This window comes from Caballeronia hypogeia, assembly GCF_001544875.2.
Classification (GTDB): Bacteria; Pseudomonadota; Gammaproteobacteria; order Burkholderiales; family Burkholderiaceae; genus Caballeronia; species Caballeronia hypogeia.
Genome location: NZ_FCOA02000039.1, coordinates 17,364 through 38,132, shown reverse-complemented (window position 1 = coordinate 38,132; position 20,769 = coordinate 17,364). Strand labels below are relative to the sequence as shown.

Genomic DNA, 20,769 nt, shown 5'->3' with positions numbered 1-20,769 from the left:
TGCGATGAACATCGAGACGCTCGCTCGCTTTCCAGATATGAAAATCGATACCGCGCACGGCATCACGGGTTATCGCGAGGCTGGTGTGTCGCAGCGCACCCTGCCCGTGGTGTTGCTGCACGGAATCGGCTCGGGTGCGGCGTCGTGGGTTCGTCAGCTCGAAGCGCTCGACGCGAAGCGTCGCGTGCTCGCGTGGGATGCGCCGGGATACGGCGCTTCCACGCGCGTTTCGAGCGGGTCGCCGGATGCGTCCGATTATGCACGGGCGTTGAGCGCATGGCTCGATGTGGTCGATGTCGATCGATGCGTGCTCGTCGGTCATTCGCTCGGCGCGATCATCGGGGGTTCGTTCGCGGCAAACGCGCCGGAACGCGTGGCGGGGTTGCTGCTGATCTCGCCCGCCGCCGGATATGGCGCTGCATCGAAGGAACTGCGCGAATCGAAACGCGACGCGCGTCTGAAGATGCTCGACGAACTCGGCCCGCAAGGACTCGCCAGCGAGCGCAGCGCCAACATGGTCTCGCAATACGCCGACGAAGCCGCGCGCGAATGGGTGCGCTGGAACATGGCCCGCATCGTGCCCGAAGGCTACGCGCAAGCGACGCACTTGCTCGCGAACGCGGATCTCGAGGCGGACCTCGCGCGCTTTCACGGACGCATCGCGGTCGCGGTGGGCGCGGACGACGCGATTACGCCGCCCGCCGCATGCGAGCGCATCGCGCAGGCCGCGCACGTCAGCCTGCAAGTGATGCCGCGCGCCGGACACGCGGGTTATGTCGAATCGCCCGCCGCGTACACGGCGCTGATTGACTCGTTTTGCCAGGGCATCGACTGCCATATGAAAGACGGAGTTCCGCAATGACATCCCTCGTCACAGAAGAAACCGACAAGGGCGAACCGACTTATATCGTGCCGGGACTCGAACGCGGTCTGAAGATCCTCACCGAGTTCTCGCCGCGCGAGCCCGTGCTCGGCGCGCCCGAATTGTCGCGGCGCCTCGGCATTCCGCGCACCACGGTTTTCCGCCTGTTGCAGACGCTCGAATCGCTCGGCTTTCTGGAGCGCGCGGACAAGGACCGCAACTATCGCCTCGGCGTGGCCGTGCTGCGCCTCGGTTTCGAATATCTGAGCTCGCTCGAACTGACCGATCTCGGCTTGCCGATCATCGAGGCATTGCGCGATGCAACCGGCCTGACGAGCCACATTCTCATCCGCGATGGCCGCGATGTCGTGTTCGTCGCGAAGGCGCAGAGTCACGCGCCGATCTTCAGTTCGGTGAAGGTGAATGTCGGCACGCGCCTGCCCGCGCATGCGACGACGCACGGTCACGTGCTGATGGGCGATCTGTCGCTCGACGAACTTCGCGCGCTTTATCCGGAAGCGCATCTGGAGCGCTTCACGAACTCGACGCCTGAAACGGTCGAAGCACTCTACGAGCGCGTGAAGGAAGACGCCGAACGCGGCTTCGCTACGAGTCAATCGTCGTTCGAGCGCGGCATTTCGGTCGTGACCGCGCCGGTTCGCAACGACACGGGGCGCATCGTCGCCGTCATCACGACGACGATCCCGCGTCCCGAGATCGATGCCGCGTTGCTGGGCAGCGGCCTCATCGACAAGGTCCGCGAAGCCGCCGACGCGCTCTCGATGCGTCTCAACTATCGTCCGGCCGCGCGCCCTGGCGCGTCGAGCCGTTACATGAAGTCTCTGGGGTTGCAATGATTCAAATCGATCTCACCGGACAGGTTGCCGTCATCACCGGCGGCTCGTCGGGCATCGGCCTCGCCGCCGCGCGTTTGTTTCTGCGCGCGGGCGCATCGGTCGCCATGTGCGGACGCGATGGCGAACGCCTCGAAGACGCGCAAACCGCGCTCGCACAGGAATTCCCACAGGCGCAACTGCTCGCCGCGCGCTGCGACGTGCTCGACGCGGAGCAGGTCGGCGCATTCGCCGCGCGCGTGATGGAGCGCTTCGGCCGCGTCGACATGCTGGTGAACAACGCCGGTCAAGGCCGCGTGTCCACGTTCGCCGATACGACCGACGACGCCTGGCGCGACGAGCTGGATCTGAAGTACTTCAGCATCATCCGCCCGACGCGCGCGTTCCTGCCGATGCTCAAGGACGCCGCATCGCCCGCCATCGTCTGCGTGAACTCGCTGCTCGCGCTCCAGCCCGAGCCGCACATGGTCGCGACGTCGTCGGCGCGAGCCGGCGTGCTGAGTCTCGTGAAATCGCTCGCGACCGAACTCGCGCCGCAACGCATCCGCGTGAATTCGATTCTGATCGGCATCGTGGAATCCGGGCAGTGGAAGCGTCGCTATCAAAACTATCTGAACGAAAACGCCGATCACCCCGAGCGCCTGAGCTGGCAGCAATGGACCGCCGAGCTCGCGCGCAAGAAAAACATTCCGCTCGGACGCTTCGGTCTGCCCGAAGAAGCGGCCCAGGCGCTCTTTTATCTCGCAACAACGCTGTCGTCGTACACGACCGGCAGTCATATCGATGTTTCCGGAGGCTTTGCTCGTCATGTCTGAAATATCCACGGTCGGCGAACTGATCGCCGCTTTTCTCGAACAATGCGGCGTGCGCACGGCGTTCGGCGTCATCTCGATTCACAACATGCCGATCCTCGATGCGATCGGCCGTCGCGGCAACATCCGTTATGTCGGCGCGCGCGGCGAAGCGGGCGCGCTGAACATGGCCGACGGTCTCGCACGCGTATCCGGCGAACTCGGCGTCGCGTTCACATCGACGGGCACCGCCGCCGGCAACGCCGCGGGCGCGATGGTCGAAGCGCTGACCGCCGGCACGGCGTTGCTGCACGTCACGGGGCAGATCGAAACGGAATATCTCGATCAGGACCTCGCGTATATCCACGAAGCGCCCGATCAGTTGTCGATGCTGCAATCGATCTCGAAGGCGGCGTTTCGCGTGAGAACCGTCGAAACCGCCTTGCCGACAATCCGCGAAGCCGTGCGCGTCGCGATGAGCGCGCCCGCGGGTCCGGTGAGCGTCGAGATTCCCATCGACATTCAGGCCGCGGAAATCGAATGGCCCGCCGACCTGGCCGCACCGCATGTCGGCGCGCTCACGCACGACAGCTTGCGCGTAAAGCAGCTCGCCGATGCGCTGACCCAGGCAAAACGCCCTCTGCTGTGGCTCGGCGGCGGCACGCGTCATGCGAAGCGCGCCGTCGAGCGCCTCGTGAAGCTGGGCTTCGGCGTCGTGACGAGCGTGCAGGGTCGCGGCGTGCTGCCCGAAGATCATCCGGCGACGCTCGGCGCATTCAACGTGCATCCGTCCGTCGAGGTCTTCTACAAGACGTGCGATGCGCTCGTGGTCGTCGGCTCGCGCCTGCGCGGCAACGAAACGCTGAAGTACAAGCTCGCGCTGCCGCAGCCGTTCTATCGCGTCGATGCCGATGCGCTCGCCGACAACCGCGGCTATCGCAACGATCTCTTCGTGCACGGCGATGCGGCGCGCGTACTCGATGAACTCGCGACGCTGCTCGAAGGACGCATTCGCGTCGATGCGGGCTTCGCCGCCGATCTCGCCGCCGCGCGCGAAACGGCGGTCGCGGAAGTATCGAAGGGACTCGGGCCGTACAAGCGCCTCGTCGATTCGCTGCAGCGCGCGGTAGGCCGCGACTACAACTGGGTGCGCGACGTCACGATCTCGAACAGCACGTGGGGCAATCGCCTGCTGAAGATCTTCAATCCGCGCGCGGGCGTGCATGCGCTCGGCGGCGGCATCGGCCAGGGCATGCAGATGGCGATCGGCGCGGCGCTCTCGGGCGCGGCGAAGAAGACTGTCGCACTCGTGGGCGACGGCGGTCTGATGGTCAATGTCGGCGAACTCGCGACCGCCGTGCAGGAAAAGGCCAACGTGATGATCGTGCTGATGAACGATCAATGCTACGGCGTGATCCGCAACATTCAGGACGCGAACTACGGCGGCCGCCGCATGTTCGTCGATCTGCATCAGCCGGATTTCGCGCAGTTCTGCGCGAGTCTCGGTCTTGCGCATCGCCGCATCACGTCGCTCGATCAGGCCGACGACATCGTGCGCGAAGGACTTGCCATCGACGGTCCGGTGCTCGTCGAAGTCGACATGCTGTCGGTCGGCTCGTTCGCCACCGCGTTCGCAGGCCCGCCCGTGAAGAAGGAAGAGCCGAAGGAGCCGGAATATGCGTGATCCCCGTCATGCGAATCACGCGATCGACATCGCGATGATCGGCTTCGGCGCGATCGGGCGCGCGGTCTTCAGCGCGCTCGACCACGATCCGCACGTGCGCATCTCGCATGTGATCGTGCCGGAACATGATCGCGATCACGTGCGCTCGGTGCTAGGCGACAACGTCGATGTCGTGTCGCACGTCGGTGCGCTCGCCAGTCACCCGGAGTTCGCGCTCGAATGCGCGGGCCACGCGGCGCTCGTCGACCACGTCGTGCCGCTGCTCAAGTCGGGCACGGATTGCGCGGTGGCGTCGATCGGCGCGCTGTCGGAAGCCGGGCTGCTCGACGCGCTTTCGAATGCCGCCGATGAAGGCGCGGCCACGATCACGCTGCTCTCAGGCGCGATCGGCGGCGTCGATGCGCTCGCCGCCGCGAAGGAAGGCGGCCTCGACGAGGTGCAGTACACCGGCCGCAAGCCCCCGCTCGGCTGGCTCGGCACGCCCGCGGAAGGCGTCTGCGATCTGAACTCGCTGACCGAAGAAAAGGTCATCTTCGAAGGCACGGCGCGCGATGCCGCGCGGCTCTATCCGAAGAACGCGAACGTCGCGGCGACCATCGCGCTGGCGGGCCTCGGTCTCGACGGCACGCGCGTGCGCCTGATCGCCGATCCGGCCGTCGAGCGCAACGTGCATCGCATCGTCGCGCGCGGCGCGTTCGGCGAGATGTCGCTCGAAATGTGCGGCAAGCCGTTGCCGTCGAATCCCAAGACATCCGCGCTCACCGCGTTCAGCGCGATCCGCGCGCTGAAGAATCGCGCCGCGCGCTGCGTCATCTAAGGAGTTTTTGCAACGATGAATCATCCCGACACTTCGCTCGTGACGTCCGGCGATATCTATCTCGGCGGCGAATGGCGCAAAGGGCGCGGCAATCCGTATACGAGCCTCTATCCCGCCGATCAAAGCGTCAACGCGGAAATCAGCACGGCGAACGCCGACGATGCGCGCGAAGCCGTCGAGATCGCGGATCGCGCTTTCAGAAAGGCCGACTGGGCCGGCCTGAAACCGCATCAGCGCGCGGCAATCCTCCATCGCATTGCCAATCTGATTGAAGCGCGCCACGAAGCGCTCGCGCACTTGCAGCGACGCGACAACGGCAAGCCGATCAGCGAAACGCGCGCACTCGTGGCGAGCGCGGCCAATACGTTCCGCTATTTCGCATCGTGCCTCGAAACGCTCGAAGAAGCACTCACACCCTCGCGCGGCGACTATCTGACGATGAGCGTGCACGAGCCGCTCGGCGTCGTCGCGGCCATCACGCCGTGGAACTCGCCGATCGCCTCCGATGCGCAAAAGCTCGCGCCCGCGCTCGCGGCCGGCAACGCTGTGGTGTTGAAGCCCGCTGAAGTGACGCCGCTCGCATCGCTCGCGCTGGCGCGCATCTGCGAGGAAGCGGGCGTGCCGAAAGGCGTCGTGAGCGTGCTGCCGGGCAAAGGCTCCGTGATCGGCGATGCGCTCGTGCGTCATCCGCTCGTGAAGAAGGTCGCATTCACGGGGGGCACGGAAGTGGGCCGCGGCATCGCGCGTCTCGCAGCGGAAAAGCTGATGCCGGTCTCGCTCGAACTCGGCGGCAAGTCGCCGACCATCGTGTATGCCGATGCCGATCTCGATCATGCGGTGAACGGCGTGCTGTACGGCATCTTCAGTTCGTCGGGGGAATCGTGCATCGCGGGATCGCGTCTCTTCGTCGAGCGCAAGGTGTATGGCGAGTTCATGGCGCGCCTCGTCGATGGCGCGCGCAAGTTGCGTGTCGGCGATCCCACGCGCGATAACACCCAGATGGGTCCGCTCATCACGGGACATCATCGCGAAAGCATCGAGCGCTATGTCGCGCTCGGTCTCGAAGAAGGCGGCACGCTGTTGTGCGGCGGCGAACGTCCCACCGGCGATGGCCGCGAAAAGGGCTTCTTCTATCTGCCGACGATCATCGAAGGCCTCACGAACGACGCACGCATGTGCCAGGAAGAAATCTTCGGCCCGGTGCTCGCCGCCCTTCCCTTCGACGATGAAGCCGCACTGATGCAACAGGCGAACGACAGCGTGTTCGGCCTCGCGGCGGGCATCTGGACGCGCGACTACAAGCGCGCATGGAACGTCGCGCGCGCGCTGAATACGGGCACGGTCTGGATCAACACCTACAAGCAATTTTCGATTTCGACGCCTTTCGGCGGCTGGAAGGACAGCGGCATGGGACGCGAGAAAGGCCGTCTCGGTCTGCGCGAATACATGCAGCAGAAGAGCCTGTACTGGGGCTTGAACGATGCCCCGCTGCCGTGGGCGAACTGAGCTAAAGACGAGGCAGTGATGACGATTCTCGGTATTGAACGAATCACCTATGGCGTGACGGACCTCGACACCTGCCGGCGATTTTTCGCCGACTGGGGTCTGAAGGAAGTCGCGCACGACGAGACGCGCGCGCGTTTCGAAACACTCAACGGCTGCGAAGTGCTGCTCGCGCTCGCGAGCGATCCGGCGCTGCCGCCCGCCTTCGAAGGCGGTCCGACGTTGCGCGAAGTGACATGGGCTGTCGCGACACGCGCCGAACTCGATGAGTTGCGCGGACGCTTCGCGGGCCAGCCCGGCCATTACGAAACCGATGAAGCAGTCGGTTGCATCGATCCGAACGGCATGGCGATTCGTGTCGAAGTGACGAAGAAGCGCGACATCGACGTGAAGGGATCGCCTTCGAACGTGTGGGGGCAAACCTTGCGCGTCGATACGCCGAGCCCGGTCTATGAACGCGCGGAGCCGGTGGAGGTGGGCCATGTCGTGTTCTTCACGAACTGCGTCGCGGAGCAGGAGAAGTTCTATCACGAGCTGCTCGGCTTCGAGACCTCGGACCGCTATCCGGGACGCGGCGCGTTCATGCGCTGCGCGCCGCACGGCGGGCATCACGATCTGTTTCTCCTGCAACTGCCCGATGGCAAGCGCGGTTTGAATCACGTCGCGTTCACCGTGCGCGATATCCACGAAGTGTTCGGCGGCGGTCTGCACATCAGCCGATGCGGCTGGACCACGCAACTCGGACCGGGACGCCATCCCGTTTCGTCGGCGTACTTCTGGTACTTCAGGAATCCGGCGGGCGGCCTTATCGAGTATTACGCCGATGAAGACGTGCTCACGCCCGAGTGGCAGCCGCGCGAATTCGAACCGGGTCCGACCGTGTTCGCCGAATGGGCCGTCGATGGCGGTCTCGATGGCAACACGCGCCGCCAGAAAGACGCGAAAGCGCCGGAAGGCAAGTTCATGACGGAGCGGAAAAATGGCTGATGTTCAAACAGTCGTGGTGATCGGCGGCGGACAGGCTGCCGGATGGATCGTCAAGACCTTGCGCAAGGAAGGCTTCGACGGGCGGCTCGTGATGATCGCCGATGAGATCCATCTCCCTTATGAGCGCCCGCCTCTGTCGAAGGCCGTGCTCGCGGGCGAAGCGGATATCGATACCGTGCGTCTCGTCGATCACGATGCGTTCGCCGAACTGAATGTCGAAGCGTGGCAGCCGGAATGCGCGGCATCGATCGATCGCGAAGCGCGGATCGTGCGTACCGTGAGCGGCCGCGAAGTGCAGTATGACCGGCTCGTCATCGCGACGGGCGGTGCCGCGCGGCGTCTGCCGGACGCGATGGTGAAGACCTCGCATCTCGCTTACCTGCGCACGCTCGACGATGCGGTTCACATCGGCAAGCGCCTTCGTGAAAGCCATAGCAGGCGGCTGCTCGTGATCGGTGGCGGATGGATCGGCCTCGAAGTCGCGGCGACCGCGAAGAAGCTCGGCGTCGACGTAACGGTGATCGAAGGCGCGTCGCGTCTGTGCGGTCGTTCGGTGCCCGAGAGCGTGTCCGGCTTTCTGCTGAAGCTTCACCGCGATAACGGTGTCGATGTGCGTCTCGAAGCATCGCTTGTTTCGCTCGAAGATTTCGGCAACGGCGTGCGGGCGCAACTCGCGGACGGCACGACGCTCGACGCGGACTTCGCGGTCGCGGGCATCGGTCTCACGCCGCATACGGCGATCGCGGAACGCGCGGGCATCGAAGTGAACGACGGCATCGTCGTCGATGAATTCGGCGCGACCGGCGATGAGCGCGTGTTCGCCTGCGGCGATGTCGCCAATCATCCGAATGCGTGGCTGAAGCGGCGAGTGCGTCTCGAATCGTGGGCGAACGCGCAGAACCAGGCGATCGCCACCGCGCGCGCGGTCCTCGGCGTGCGCGCGCCCTATGCGGAGATTCCGTGGTTCTGGTCCGATCAGTACGACGTGAACCTTCAGATTCTCGGCGACATTCCGCCGGGCGCGACGCCGGTGGTGCGCGGCGATCTGGAGGCGCGTCGCGCGTCGCTGTTCTTCTTCGATGGCGCTGCGTTGCGCGGTGTCATCGCGATCAACGCAACGCGTGATCTGAAAGTCGCGAAGAAATGGATGAGCCAGGGGCGCGCGGTCGACATCGCAGCGCTTGCCGATACGGCGAAAGCACTCGCATAACATACAGACGGGAGCAGGCATGAGGAGCATGGGCAATACGATAGCCGGACACGGCGGCACCGCTACACCAGTCGCCGACGCGGCCACCGCCGCTCACGCGGTCACGAAGGGATCGATCATCGCGCGCATCGAGCGGCTGCCCGCCAACGCGATGCAGGTGCGTGCCCGTATCCTGATCGGCGCGGCGACCTTCTTCGATGGCTTCGATGTCATCGTCATCGCGGCGACGCTGCCGCTGCTCATCCAGAAGTGGGGGCTGACGCCCGGTCAGGTCGGCTTTCTGATCGCGTCGGGCTCCATCGGGCAGTTGATCGGCGCGTTCCTGTTCCCGTCGCTCGCGGAACGCTTCGGGCGCGTGCGCTCGATCGCGTGGAGCTCGGGCATCATCGGGTTGACGAGCATCGCGTGCGGCTTCGCGCCATCGTTCGCGGTGTTCGTCGCGTTGCGGATCGTGCAGGGGCTCGGGCTCGGCGGCGAGTTGCCCGTTGCGGCGACCTACATCAACGAGATCACGCGTGCGCATGGACGCGGCCGCTTCGTGCTGCTCTACGAGATCGTGTTTCCCATCGGCCTGCTCGCATCGAATGCGCTCGGCGCGTGGATCGTGCCGCGCTTCGGCTGGGAAGCGATGTACTTCATCGGCGGCATTCCGCTGGTGCTGTTCTTTCTGCTGCGCACGCTGGTGCCGGAGTCGCCGCGCTGGCTCGGCGAACGCGGCCGCATGAACGAAGCAGGCAATGCCCTCGCCGCGTTCGAAGCGACCGTGAAGCAACCGTTGCCGCCGCTCGGCAATCTCGCCGAGTTCGAAGAGATGGCGAGCCGTCATCCGAAACGCCGTCGTCTCGATCTGATCGGACCGGCTTATATCAAGCGCACGGTCGCGGTCGCACTTCTGTGGATGACGTGCGGCGTGCTTCAGTACGGCCTCTCGACGTGGCTCCCGACGATCTACCAGACCGTCTATCACGCGCCCTTGCAGCTCGCGCTGAATCTCGCGGTCGCGGCATCCGTGCTCGGCGTGCTCGGCTCGCTTACGTGTGCGTTGATCGTCGACAAGATCGGGCGCAAGCCGGTCATCAACTGGTCGTTCGTGCTGTGCGCGGTGTCGCTCGTGTGTGCCGGCGTGTTCGTCACGCAGTCGGTGTATGTGGTTGCGGCATTCTGCGCGCTCGCGCTCGGCTTCATGGCGTGCGGGTTCATCACCGCGTATGTCTATACGCCCGAGTTGTATCCGACGAGCATCCGCGCGTTCGGATGCGGCCTCGGCGGCGCATGGCTCAAGATCGCGGCGATCTTCGCGCCGGCGCTCGTAGGCAAGACGTTGATGGGCGGGAACATGAACATCGCGTTCTATGCGCTCGCTGTGGTGCCCGTCGTAGCGGCCGTCGCGGTGCACTTCATGGGCATCGAGACGAAAGGCAAGGTGCTGGAGCAGCTCGAAGCCTGACGTGGATTTCATCTCAGCCCCGGCGCATCGCGCCGAGCAGGCCGGGAAATGCTTCCGTCACTGGCTGCGGCACAGCGCGGCATCACTCGCCGCGCTGTGCATGTTCCGCGCGAACAGCAGCGGTGCCTGGTTGTTCGCGGGCATCCAACACACAGGCTGTCGAGATGGGGGCGGACGCGTGCCGAACATGCGCGCAGGCCCGGGAATCAAGGGTCCGGCGTATTCATGCATGCGCTTCCGGATATTGGCATGGCCCTTGCAAAAATCGAAGCGAGCATGTGCCGTGCTCATTCAGATCTCAAGACCTCTTCGCACTTGTGTAGCAGGAGAAACATCATGAAACGCATCCTGGTCATCGCTGACATCCCGCACGATCCGTTCGCGCAAAGCGACGAAGCCACGCTCACGCCCGCGCAAATGCGGCGTATCGTCGGCGGCCGCAGTGTCGCCGTTACCGTCGATGGGGGGCCCGGTAAGGGAACCGTCGACGATTTCGACATCAACAACGCAATCTGGGAAGGACGAATAAAAGGTCCGATGATCATCTGACCTGATTCTGCGTTCTGATCGCCGATGTCCCTTCGCCCGTACGGGAAGGGACATCGATATTCACGATGCCACGCTCGATCGGCCGGAAAGCGACTCCGCATCTACGTATCGATATCCCGGAACGACGTGTCGGGCCGTCCGCTTGAAGACGCTTCTCGGCAGCGTCGTATCGTGGCGTCAAAAGATCGCGCGTGCGCGGACTCGCGGCTACCCCTTCGCTCTCTGCGCAACATGCGCTATCCGGTCCCGGACGACGCCAATCGCCTGCTTGAGGGCGTACACGTCCTGAAAATAGCGATACGGAATTCGTATCCGGCTCGCGTTCGCGTCGATGTTTTCGATCTCATCGCTCCATTTCGCAATTTGAGAGCGGGTCGGCTCGCTGCTGTTCCACACTTCATCTTCCAGTGCCTTGATCTCGCGATACCAGACCACGAGCCGCTTTCTCATCCGCGCTTCGAGCAGGCGCGGCAATGCCTGAACCAAACCGATCAGGAGCGCCGCGAACGGCACGAGGATCAAGAGCCGTCGTTCGATCAGACTCGCGAGCCAGAACGGCAGGTTGCGGTACAGGAACGGCTGGCCGGATTTGAAATAGCGAACGCTTTCGTCGGAGATCGGGAATTCGTCCGTGTGCGTGTTCGGAAACGTGCCGAGCTGCGTGAAGTAATCTTCGCGGCCGTGGACGATGCGCGCCGCGTCGAGCAGCAGATAGATGAGCTCCGGATGCATCGTGTCTTTCGATACGAGCAGCGCCGTCGCCGCGAGCAGCGTGACGTCGGTGCGCGGCAGATCTTCAGCGACACTCGTCGATGCGCGCGGTAGAACGATTTTCGAAAGCGACGGGATTTTCTGAACCAGTGCATCGGCCTGCGAGAAACTCATCAACTTCAGACTGCTGGTCAGCAGTGTTTTCTGCATGTCGGCATCGGGCCTGCCGATGAAGAAGGCCGCGTCGATCTGCCCGCTTTCGAGCCCCTGATAAGCCGCGGGCGCATTCATTTGCAGCAGCGTGGAATTCTGGCTCGTGATGCCGCTATAGCCGAGCAATGATTGCGCGACGTTGAGCAGGCCACTGCCGGGCACGCCCATTGAAATCTTCTTGCCGCGCAGTTGCGAGAGGCGGTCGACCGTCGTGTCGCCGCGATAGAACACCCAGATCGGTTCATATGACACGGCCGCTATCGTCTGCAGGTTGTCGGTCTCTTTCGGGCTCGTGGTGCCCGACTGGATGAAGCCGACGTCATAGGCGCTGTTCGGGTCCCTTAGCCGCTCGTAATTTTCCACCGAGCCGGAAGAACCGCGGATATCGAGTTTGATGCCCGCGCGCTTCAGGATGGGCTCATAGCGATCCGCAAAGCCGCGATAAATGCCGTTGTCCGCACCGCTGGTCATGACGATGGTGCGCTGGAACGCGGGTTCGACCACGATCGTCATCACCCAGCCGGACGCGGCTAACAGAGCGATCAAGCCGATGATCAGCAGGCGCCGCCTCGCCCGGGTCATGGGTGCTTTCTGGCTGCGTTGCAGCGCTGGATTGTGTCTGGGCATCGTTACCCGGCCCTCCAGGCTTCGCCGCGGTAAGGACCGCGGCGCACCATGATCAGGTATGGGAAAAGCACCTACGTTACCAACGAAAGGCACGCGATGTATCGCCTGCCGACGCCTGCCTCATTCGATCTTACACGCCGCATGAAACTGCCCGCTCCAGAACCACAGGTCTCGGCTGATAAAAAGCACCCTCGCTTTCGCCCTGCTTCGGCAAGGGGAGCCAGCGACATGTGTAGTCTCTCGAGCAGCCCTCGAAACCTGTTTTTGGCTCGAGCCGAATGCGGACGATGTCCGGACGTCGGCCGCATTCACGCCATCGTCGTGCGAAAGCTCCTCGCGCATCCTTTAAAGCACTTTGAGGTTATCGGCGCATGACTTGGCTACGAGCGGATCTTCGCTCGCTTCGGGCGCGCTGAGCTCGACGCCCTTCGTTGGGCCGTCTTCCCGGAAATCGCCGAGACGCATTCCCAACCCGAGCACTTCGCGGCGGTTGTGTTCGCTGCACTGCGTGGTCTTTCCGTGATGCGGATCTTCGGTGTCGATGAACAGGCAACCTCGTTGCAACTCGACGTTGTTACACAGATGATCGTTGACGCAGGAAAAGCCGGCGCGGTGCGATCCGATTTGCGCGAGACGCTTGCGTAAGGTCGCGAGTCGTCTATTTCGAGTCGAAGCGCATCGTGGAAACTTCATCCGGGACGATCAGACGTGCTTCTGTCGCGCGCTGGACGGTTTCGACCTCAACGCCCGGCGCGAGCTCCTGCAACACCAGTCCTTGCTCCGAGGGCCTGATCACCGCCAGTTCGGTCACGATCAAGTCCACTCTCCTTTGGGAAGTCAGCGGCAACGTACTGTTCTCGACGATCTTCGGCTTGCCCTTCGCCGTATGTGTCATGGCCACGATGACGCGTCGAGCGCCCGTGACCAGATCCATCGCGCCTCCCATTCCCGGAACCATGTGTCCGGGCACCATCCAGTTTGCAAGCCGCCCTTGTTGATCGACCTGAAGGCCGCCGAGCACGGTCACGTCGAGATGGCCACCGCGGATCAGGCCAAAAGACATCGCACTATCGAACGTCGCCGCGCCTGGGAGCGCACTGATGGGACTCCCGCCGGCTTCAGTCAGGTCTTCCGCTTCGAGGCCTTCCTCGGGAATGGCGTGCATACCGATGATGCCGTTCTCCGACTGAAAAAAGATATCGGCGTCCTTGGGCACCATGGCAGCGACCAGCGTCGGCAGACCGATACCCAGATTCACGAGGTAGCCCGGGCGCAGCTCCTGTGCAACGCGCATCGCGATCAGCTTCTTGTCATCCATTGAGTCTCTCCCTGCCAATCAGCCGATCCACGATCACGGCGGGCGTCATCACATCGTCAGGTGCGATGACGCCCGTCGGCACGATCTCCTTCGACTCGGCGATGACGACATCGGCGGCCATCGCCATGAGCGGATTGAAGTTGCGGGCCGTCATCGCGTAAGTCAGATTACCGATGTGATCGGCGCGCCATGCATTGACGAGCGCGAAGTCGGCTCGCAGTGGCCGCTCCACGAGGAATAGCCGCCCGTCGATTTCGAGCGTCTGCTTTCCGTCCTGCACGACCGTACCCACGCCGGTGGGCGTCAGCACCCCTCCAAGACCGTGTCCGCCGGCGCGAATTCTTTCCGCGAGCGTTCCCTGAGGAACGGGCTCGACATCGATCTCATGTGCAAGCATCTGTTGCTGCGTCTCGGGGTTGGTGCCGATATGACTGGTGATGAGACGCTTCACGAGTCGCGCCGAAATCAGCCGGCCAATACCGATGCCCGGTCGTGCCGTGTCATTGGCGATGACGGTCAACCCGCGGCGTTCCTGCCGTACCAGTTCGTCGATCAGGCGTCGCGGCGTACCGACGCCCATGAAGCCGCCAATCATCAGCGCCGCTCCCTCCGGAATGGAGGCTACGGCATCGCTCACATTACAGGTCTTGCCCATCGAGCCTCCTTCCATTTCATCACTGTGGCGTCGGCATCAGGCCGCGCGAGAGCCGCGAGCTGGCAGGACCGTGCCCCGGCACTCCCCGAATCCAACGCGGCGTTGTCCCGCGCGCTGGCAATATCCTCGCAGGATAATGCTGTCGCCGTCATTTAAAAAGCCGCGCTCTTCGCCGTTGGAAAGCGTGATGGGCTGTTTGCCGTTCGATGTCAGCTCCATCAACGATGCCGCTTGCTCCGGCTTCGGTCCCGAAAGCGTTCCCGTGCCCAGCAAATCGCCAGGATTGAGATTACAACCGTCCTTCACACGAAATGCCAGACCGCACGCCGCCGGGCTGTTCGGTTCACGATTGAAGATGAAATTGATGTCGCCCTGACGATACAGCACCACGTCCTTCGAGCGATGTTTGGCGACGAGCGCGAAGCCGAGTTTCTCCATCATCGGCTCGAGCACGTTCGAAACGGGCGAGGCGAATTCGACGAACTCGAAGCCCACCAGGCCCATTGGATTATCAAAAAGCGCAGTCACGGTGATTTCCTCTAGAGATTGAATTCAGGACGCGTCGACAGGCACTTGCAGCGTCTTCGGCGCAACGATGCGATACGACACGTAGACGATGGCAATCCAGATCGGGATCGCGATGGCAGACACGCGAATGTCCGGCGTCAGCAGCATGACGACCACAACCACGGCCATCGCCAGCAGACACAGGTAGTTCGTGAACGGCGCGAGGGGGGCGGGAAACCGCGCGGCGATGCCCTTCTCCTTGCTGCTCATGCGAAAGCCCATGTGCGCCACGATGACGACGACCCAGGTGATGACGAGCGCCGCGACGATCAAAGACATCAGCAATTCGATCACGCCTGCAGGCGCCACGTAGTTCAGCACGATGCAGAACGCAGTCACAATGCCGGGATAGACGATGGCGCGCACCGGCACGCCGCGCTTGTTGACCTGCATGAGAGACTTCGGCGCGTTGCCTTCGAGAGCCATGCCATACAGCAGGCGGCTGCTGCTGTAGACCATGTTGTTATAGACGGACAGCGTGGCCGTCAGAATCACGAAGTTCAGGATGTGCGCGGCGAAGTGCGCTCCGATTCCCGAGAAGACCAGCACGAACGGGCTGCTGCTGTAGGCACCGCCGCCGGCCTTGAGTTGTGCGACGAGCGCGTTCCAGGGCGTGAGCGACAGCAGGACCACCATCGCTTTCGGAATCACCTTGCGCGGCTCGTCGGTTTCCGCTGCGGCGAAACCCAGCATCTCCACGCCACCGAACGCGAAATCTCCACGCCACCGAACGCGAACATGACGAACGCGAAAGACATGCCCAGCCCCGAAATGCCGTTCGGCAGGAAGCCGCCGTGCGACCACAAGTTGCTGATGGATGGATTCGGATCCACTCTCCCACGTCAGGGTACCAGCGCGAAGCTTGCAAGCTTGCTGTCGACGCTGAGATTGAACATTGCGAAATCCCAAACTTGGTACATGAAGTCTCAACGAGACGTCGGTGCACGTTTTGTCCGGTCTAACGACGTCTCTGTCCATTGAGAGGAATGCGGCTGAGGCTCTAAATTGGCGTCACTGAACCCGCCGGGCGCTTGCGAGAAACAAGGTTACCTCGCGCGCCAACCCGACCGACGATACCGCCATCCGAGCGGTTGTTCGGGCGCCTCTAGAGGAGACACCGTCATGGCCCATCAGATAACCCTTCGTTTTGAGGACGGAGTGACCCGCTTCATCGAGTGCGAGGAGAGCGAGCGAATCACCGATGCCGCCATTCGCGCCAAGCTCAATATTCCACTCGATTGCCGTGACGGTGTGTGTGGCACCTGCAAGGCGGTCTGCGAGTCCGGCGAGTATGCTCTGGGCGACTGCGTAGAAGATGCGCTTAGCCCCGAGGAGGCGAGCGCCCGCAAGGTTCTTACCTGCCAGATGAGCCCACGTTCCGACTGTGTGATTCAGATCGCCACGAACTCCGATGTCTCGGGTACCGGACCTTCCTCCCACAGCGGACGAATCGTCGCCTGCCAACGAGCGTCAGATACCACGATCGCTTTCTCTGTCGAGCTCGAGAACCGCGCAGATCTCAGCTTCCTTCCTGGGCAGTATGTCAACATCCGGGTCCCGGGCACCGATCAGACACGCTCCTACTCGTTCAGCTCGGGGCCGTCCGAGCCGCGCCTGTCCTTCCTCGTGCGCAACGTACCCCGAGGGGTGATGTCGAGATGGCTCTGCGACACCGCCAAAGCGGGAGACCCAATCGAGTTTCGCGGCCCGCTGGGAGGCTTCTACCTGCGCGCGATCGAGCGGCCAGTGCTGTTTCTGGCGGGCGGCACGGGCCTCGCGCCATTTCTCTCGATGCTGGACAAGATCGTCGCAGACGGCGGAAGTCCGTACCCGATCCACATGATTCTGGGTGTCAACACCGACGAGGATCTGGTTGGCATCGACCGCCTCGAATCTTATGCACGGCGTCTGCCCAACTTCACCTATGCCTGCACCGTCGCAAGCCCCGACAGTTCCCATCCCAACAAGGGTTATGTCACCCACCACATCAGCGCGTCGCAGCTCAACGATGGGGATGCTGATGTCTACCTCTGCGGCCCGCCGCCGATGGTGGATGCGGTCCGCAATTTTCTTTCGTCCGAAGGGCTGACGCCGCGCAACTTCTATTACGAGAAGTTCGCCGGCACCGGTCTGGTGGTTCAGACCGGCGAGGAGCGCATCGCTCCCGTTGATGTCGATCAAGCCTTCGACCTGCGCATGGCGCTCGAACTGGGGGCGGCGCAGCTGACCATGGGCCGGCTGTCGAGCGAGCAACTGATGACCTTCCGCCAGCTCGCCGAGGCGACGGCGCCGTTCGTGTCCGGACAGCGCTTTACCGACGTTGCGCGCTACATCGAGGCAAACCATGCCTTTCACCTGTTCACGATCGAAGCTTCCGGGAACGCGCAACTGATCGCGCTCTACCGGCAACTGGCCGTGCAGGACTACATCGTTCGCGCGCTGACCGACCAGATCGAGATCGTCGGCGATATCGTCCAGCAACATCGGGACATTGTCGCCGCCTTCGAACTGGGCGACCTGAACGCGGCGCGAGACGTGATCGCGCTGCATGCGCTCCATTCCAAGGCCACGATGAGCCGGGCTCTGGAACGTATGACGCCGGGCAAAACGGCGCCCATGCTCGCAGCGCCCCCTCCTCCCCCGGCGGCTGTTCCGCAAAGCGCGCCGCAGATCTGCCCGTTCACGGCGAAAACCCTTCCGCCCTATTCGCACGAACTGGACTGGCCCGAGGGGCTGGAGCCGTTCAAGGTGGTCGATGACGGCTCGCAAGGCGACCCTTACGAGCACTACCGCTGGATGCGGGAGCACGCGCCGGTGCTGCGTTGCCAGTCGGCGACTTCGGACGTGTGGTTCCTCTCGCGCTATGACGACGTCTACCAGGCGATCCGCAACCCGAAGCTGTTTTCCTCCGAGGTCGTCAGCCCGCCGCCGCTGACCTTCCTGACGCTGTTCGATGCGCCCGATCATTCGCGGTTGCGCAAGGTCGTCCAGCCGTCCTTCCTGCCGCTGGCGCTCGATCCCTTCATCGAGCAGATCGGGCAGAGGGCGGAGGACCTGCTCGACGCGATGATCGCCAACGGCGGCGGTGATATCGTCAACGATTTCGCCATCCCGCTCAGCATCTCGACCATCTCCACGATGATCGACGTGCCGAACGAGGATGAGGAGAAGATGAAGTTCTGGTCGGACGAGACCTTCAGCTACTTCGGCCGCCTCGCCCGCAACGCGCCGGGGACCGGCACCGACGAACAAAGCGCGCAGGCTTTCTTCGCATACCTGAAGGACGCGATGGAGCGGCTCGCTCGCACCGACAGCCAGTCGATCGGCGGGCATATCGCGCGCATGTGGAAAGACGGGTTGCTTTCGGAAAAGGAGGCGAAGGAGTTGTGCGCCTTCGTCTTCATCGCCGGGCACGATACGACGACCATCCTTGTCGCCAACGCTTTTCGCATGTTTGCCGAACAGCCGGATCTGCTTGGGCGGATCCGCGAAAACCCCGCCGACGCCGACCGTTTCGTCGAGGAAGTGGCGCGCTACCGCGGGACCGTCCAGCGCGTGAGCCGCATCACCACCGAGGCGACCACGGTCGCGGGCATCGATCTGCCCAAGGGCGCGGTGGTGCGATTGCTGCTGTCGGCTGCGAACCGCGACAGCCGCAAGTTTGCCGCGGGCGAGACCTTCGACATCGACCGCGATTCCAGCGGCCATCTGGGTTTCGGCAACGGCATGCACAAATGCCTCGGCGCGCCGCTCGCCAAGCTGGAGACGCTCATCGCCACGAAGGCTCTGGCCCGCAAGATTGGCGATATCGCACTCGATCAGGCAAAGCCGATCCAGTATGTCCGGGGCAACAACCTGACCAACTCCGGCCCGGAACACCTGTTCGTGAAGTTCCGTGGGTTATCGGCCTGACCCGGACGACGGGGGTGAAGCGGGGTCGGCCCGCTCTCCCTTTTCAGACGGCAAGGAGCGATCGTGGGCCGCAGCGCGGTATTCGGTTGGCGGAAGCCCCGTCTGCTTGCGGAAGAAGCGACCGAAATAGGCCTCGTCCTGAAAGCCCAGTTCACTGGCGATCTGTTTGACGCTGAGCGTCGAATAGCCGAGCAGCCGCTTGGCCTCATGGATCGAGCGTGCATCGATTGCCTCGATGGCCGAGACCCCGAAGGCGGCGCGGCAGATACGCGAGAGCTGGCCGGTGCTCACGCCCATTTCGTCGGCATAGCTGGCGACCGGCCGCCGCTCGCGGCAATGGCGGTCGAGTAAGGCGCGGAACCGCTCGATCCGCACGGCCATGGTCCGCTGCTCGGAACTGGCTGAAAGCCGGGTGCTCTCGCTGAGGCGCCCGATCTTGACGAACAGGGCAATCGTCAGTGCGGCCCCCGCGGTGAACTGCCAGCGCTCGTGGCTCTCCGCCTCGCGCCCGATCGACTCAAAAAGGGTGTCAAGGGGTGTGCCGCGCTCAACGTCGGGATCGATCGACAGCACCGTCGGCGTGCGGATGAATTCCAGCAGCTCGGGCGCGGCCGCCATTGCCAGCGATTCCAACGCGGACTGCGCGGCGGTGATGACGTGACCGTCGATGTCGCTGCGGAAGTGAAAGCCGTGGACCGAGCGCGCCGGCACGACGATCAGGCATGGCGCTTCGACTTTCCAGGTCTTGCCGTCGATGAAAGTCTCGCCGCCCCCGGCGGTGACGTAGAGCACCTGGATCAGCGCGTCATGGACGTGCGGCTTGATGTCGAAGTCGAAGCGGCCGGCACGCAGGGGAATGCGTTCGTAATGGACCATGTCGAGCCAGGATTGGTCAGCTTCGGCGCCATATAGCGCGAAATGCAGAACGGTCCGGCGGCGCTGCAGGTCATTGGTCATGATGCACGTTATGTCCTGCTCTATGTGATCTCTGTGCATTGTTCCACAGGCGCTTGGGGCGTTCAATGACGGTACGGATTTCAGGAAGCAAATTCACAGGAAAACTTAAGGAAGTACAACGACTTGAGACAGGAACTTGAAATCGCGCTGCGGCGTCTACCCCCTACTCGCTGAATCTGGCCGGAAAGGTCTGCGTGGTCACGGGTGCAGGAAGTGGCATTGGTGCCGGCATCGCCCGCGCGTTCGCCAATGTCGGGGGACATTTGGCGCTCGTGGATCGGAAACTGTCCGCGGCCGATATACGACCGACTCGTCGTTGGCCAGTCTCTTCGTTCTGCCGGCGGCTGATCGATGGCGAAGTTTGCTCATGAGGTGTGCGGCGCTGACGATTAGTTGCCCACATCGGCAGATAGACGTGCACCTCGCGTGGCTGATCGCGCCGACGTCTCATGATTCGGCGCACAGCGTGAAAAAGCAATTCGCTGCCGCGACAACCCAAGCGGAGCCCAGGCCACGCCGTCATCCCGCGTGTTCATCGAACAGGAGTCACCTACGTTGACCGGTTGGTGAAAACGACCCTGAGCCGACGCTCGCTCCGCGGCGAGACCAATGTCTCTTCCTCGAAGCTGAACGGCCGCTAGAACGGTCAGGCCCGATGGCGGCGAACTGCAGGTTCCGTTCAGCAACCGGGAGTGTATGAATTGAACATTCAAGCGGTGAGTTGGGCATCAGCGACGTCACAATGAACCGTTGTCGCGTATGACGCGACAACGACACGCCAGAGTCGACCTAATCGCGCCGCTCACGAGGGCAAAACCAGCAGCGCTCCTTTGTCGAAGCCGATCTTTTCCGAACATAACCCGTTCTGCGCACTCGTGACGATCCCGATCAGCGAGATGCCGACACCCTTCAGCCCCGTCCGCTACCGCCATCCAGCGCGGCGTCAGCGGAAGCGCTGCGACCCAGGCCGAGCCGCACAAAGCGATTGCATCTGCCATGCGCAGGTCACTGCGCCTGGTGTTCAACAACGGACCCCAGTTGCGGTAAAGATTTTCTTTAGGTCACGGACACTAAATCTGCATTGTCGGCCTTTCCCGCTGCGTGA

The 20,769-nt window shown here is 63.2% G+C and carries 19 protein-coding genes; 12 read left to right on the top strand and 7 right to left on the bottom strand.

Annotation, left to right across the window (positions count from 1 at the left end; genetic code table 11):
• The first annotated feature begins 4 nt into the window (after positions 1-4).
• The 9 genes from AWB79_RS33725 to AWB79_RS33685 are packed head-to-tail and all read left to right on the top strand — an operon-like array spanning position 5 to position 10,155.
• On the top strand, positions 5-862 hold the full coding sequence (locus AWB79_RS33725; protein ID WP_061171793.1) for an alpha/beta fold hydrolase: 858 nt from the start codon (positions 5-7) through the stop codon (positions 860-862).
• Positions 859-1,719, top strand: coding sequence for an IclR family transcriptional regulator (locus tag AWB79_RS33720; RefSeq protein ID WP_061171792.1), 861 nt, complete (start codon positions 859-861; stop codon positions 1,717-1,719). The genes AWB79_RS33725 and AWB79_RS33720 overlap by 4 nt, the downstream gene beginning before the upstream one ends.
• Positions 1,716-2,531 carry an SDR family oxidoreductase gene (locus AWB79_RS33715; RefSeq protein ID WP_061171791.1) on the top strand — a complete coding sequence of 272 codons (816 nt, stop codon included), beginning with the start codon at positions 1,716-1,718 and terminating at the stop codon, positions 2,529-2,531. Before AWB79_RS33720 ends, AWB79_RS33715 begins: the two co-directional genes overlap by 4 nt.
• Positions 2,524-4,191, top strand: coding sequence for a thiamine pyrophosphate-binding protein (locus AWB79_RS33710; protein ID WP_061171790.1), 1,668 nt, complete (start codon positions 2,524-2,526; stop codon positions 4,189-4,191). The genes AWB79_RS33715 and AWB79_RS33710 overlap by 8 nt, the downstream gene beginning before the upstream one ends.
• Positions 4,184-5,008 (top strand): aspartate dehydrogenase, encoded by an 825-nt coding sequence (locus AWB79_RS33705; protein WP_061171789.1) that lies wholly within the window; start codon positions 4,184-4,186, stop codon positions 5,006-5,008. Before AWB79_RS33710 ends, AWB79_RS33705 begins: the two co-directional genes overlap by 8 nt.
• Before the next feature lie 15 nt (positions 5,009-5,023).
• Positions 5,024-6,514: an aldehyde dehydrogenase gene (locus AWB79_RS33700; RefSeq protein WP_061171788.1), complete on the top strand. Its 1,491-nt coding sequence runs from the start codon at positions 5,024-5,026 to the stop codon at positions 6,512-6,514.
• An 18-nt stretch (positions 6,515-6,532) separates the two neighbouring features.
• Positions 6,533-7,498, top strand: a complete 966-nt coding sequence (locus AWB79_RS33695; protein ID WP_061171787.1) for a VOC family protein — start codon at positions 6,533-6,535, stop codon at positions 7,496-7,498.
• Positions 7,491-8,708: an NAD(P)/FAD-dependent oxidoreductase gene (locus tag AWB79_RS33690; RefSeq protein ID WP_061171786.1), complete on the top strand. Its 1,218-nt coding sequence runs from the start codon at positions 7,491-7,493 to the stop codon at positions 8,706-8,708. The genes AWB79_RS33695 and AWB79_RS33690 overlap by 8 nt, the downstream gene beginning before the upstream one ends.
• Positions 8,709-8,727: 19 nt before the next feature.
• On the top strand, positions 8,728-10,155 hold the full coding sequence (locus AWB79_RS33685; protein WP_061171785.1) for an MFS transporter: 1,428 nt from the start codon (positions 8,728-8,730) through the stop codon (positions 10,153-10,155).
• 57 nt (positions 10,156-10,212) lie between these two features.
• On the opposite strand, the gene AWB79_RS39860 is transcribed toward AWB79_RS33685, so the two are convergent.
• Positions 10,213-10,446 carry a hypothetical protein gene (locus AWB79_RS39860; protein WP_157695906.1) on the bottom strand — a complete coding sequence of 78 codons (234 nt, stop codon included), beginning with the start codon at positions 10,444-10,446 and terminating at the stop codon, positions 10,213-10,215.
• Positions 10,447-10,491: 45 nt separating this feature from the next.
• Between AWB79_RS39860 and AWB79_RS33680 the strand changes: the two genes are divergently transcribed.
• Positions 10,492-10,704 (top strand): hypothetical protein, encoded by a 213-nt coding sequence (locus AWB79_RS33680; protein ID WP_061171784.1) that lies wholly within the window; start codon positions 10,492-10,494, stop codon positions 10,702-10,704.
• Positions 10,705-10,911: 207 nt separating this feature from the next.
• Here AWB79_RS33680 and AWB79_RS33675 read toward each other — a convergent pair whose 3' ends face one another.
• Positions 10,912-12,210, bottom strand: coding sequence for a TAXI family TRAP transporter solute-binding subunit (locus tag AWB79_RS33675; protein ID WP_061171783.1), 1,299 nt, complete (start codon positions 12,208-12,210; stop codon positions 10,912-10,914).
• A gap of 537 nt (positions 12,211-12,747) precedes the next feature.
• Here AWB79_RS33675 and AWB79_RS39850 point away from each other — a divergent pair.
• The gene (locus tag AWB79_RS39850; RefSeq protein ID WP_157695905.1) at positions 12,748-12,900 is read left to right on the top strand and encodes a hypothetical protein; all 153 of its coding nucleotides are present in this window, start codon (positions 12,748-12,750) and stop codon (positions 12,898-12,900) included.
• Positions 12,901-12,913: 13 nt separating this feature from the next.
• Here the strand turns inward: AWB79_RS39850 and AWB79_RS33665 are convergent, their stop codons facing one another.
• From AWB79_RS33665 to AWB79_RS33650, 4 genes are read right to left on the bottom strand one after another with little or no spacing between them, the layout of a single operon-like run.
• The gene (locus tag AWB79_RS33665; protein WP_061171781.1) at positions 12,914-13,573 is read right to left on the bottom strand and encodes a 3-oxoacid CoA-transferase subunit B; all 660 of its coding nucleotides are present in this window, start codon (positions 13,571-13,573) and stop codon (positions 12,914-12,916) included.
• Positions 13,566-14,228 carry a CoA transferase subunit A gene (locus AWB79_RS33660; protein WP_061171818.1) on the bottom strand — a complete coding sequence of 221 codons (663 nt, stop codon included), beginning with the start codon at positions 14,226-14,228 and terminating at the stop codon, positions 13,566-13,568. Before AWB79_RS33660 ends, AWB79_RS33665 begins: the two co-directional genes overlap by 8 nt.
• A gap of 36 nt (positions 14,229-14,264) precedes the next feature.
• Entirely contained in the window at positions 14,265-14,732 is a 468-nt protein-coding gene (locus tag AWB79_RS41115; protein ID WP_061171780.1) for a fumarylacetoacetate hydrolase family protein, read from the bottom strand.
• A 48-nt stretch (positions 14,733-14,780) separates the two neighbouring features.
• Entirely contained in the window at positions 14,781-15,488 is a 708-nt protein-coding gene (locus tag AWB79_RS33650; protein ID WP_061171779.1) for an amino acid permease, read from the bottom strand.
• A 429-nt stretch (positions 15,489-15,917) separates the two neighbouring features.
• On the opposite strand from AWB79_RS33650, the gene benC reads away from it, so the two are divergent.
• A complete protein-coding gene (gene benC / locus AWB79_RS33640) occupies positions 15,918-18,707 on the top strand; it encodes a benzoate 1,2-dioxygenase electron transfer component BenC (protein WP_061171777.1) in 2,790 nt (929 codons plus the stop codon).
• Here the strand turns inward: benC and AWB79_RS33635 are convergent.
• Positions 18,696-19,664: a helix-turn-helix domain-containing protein gene (locus AWB79_RS33635; protein WP_061171817.1), complete on the bottom strand. Its 969-nt coding sequence runs from the start codon at positions 19,662-19,664 to the stop codon at positions 18,696-18,698. The two genes, benC and AWB79_RS33635, sit on opposite strands and share 12 nt — an antisense overlap.
• Between the last annotated feature and the right edge of the window lie 1,105 nt (positions 19,665-20,769).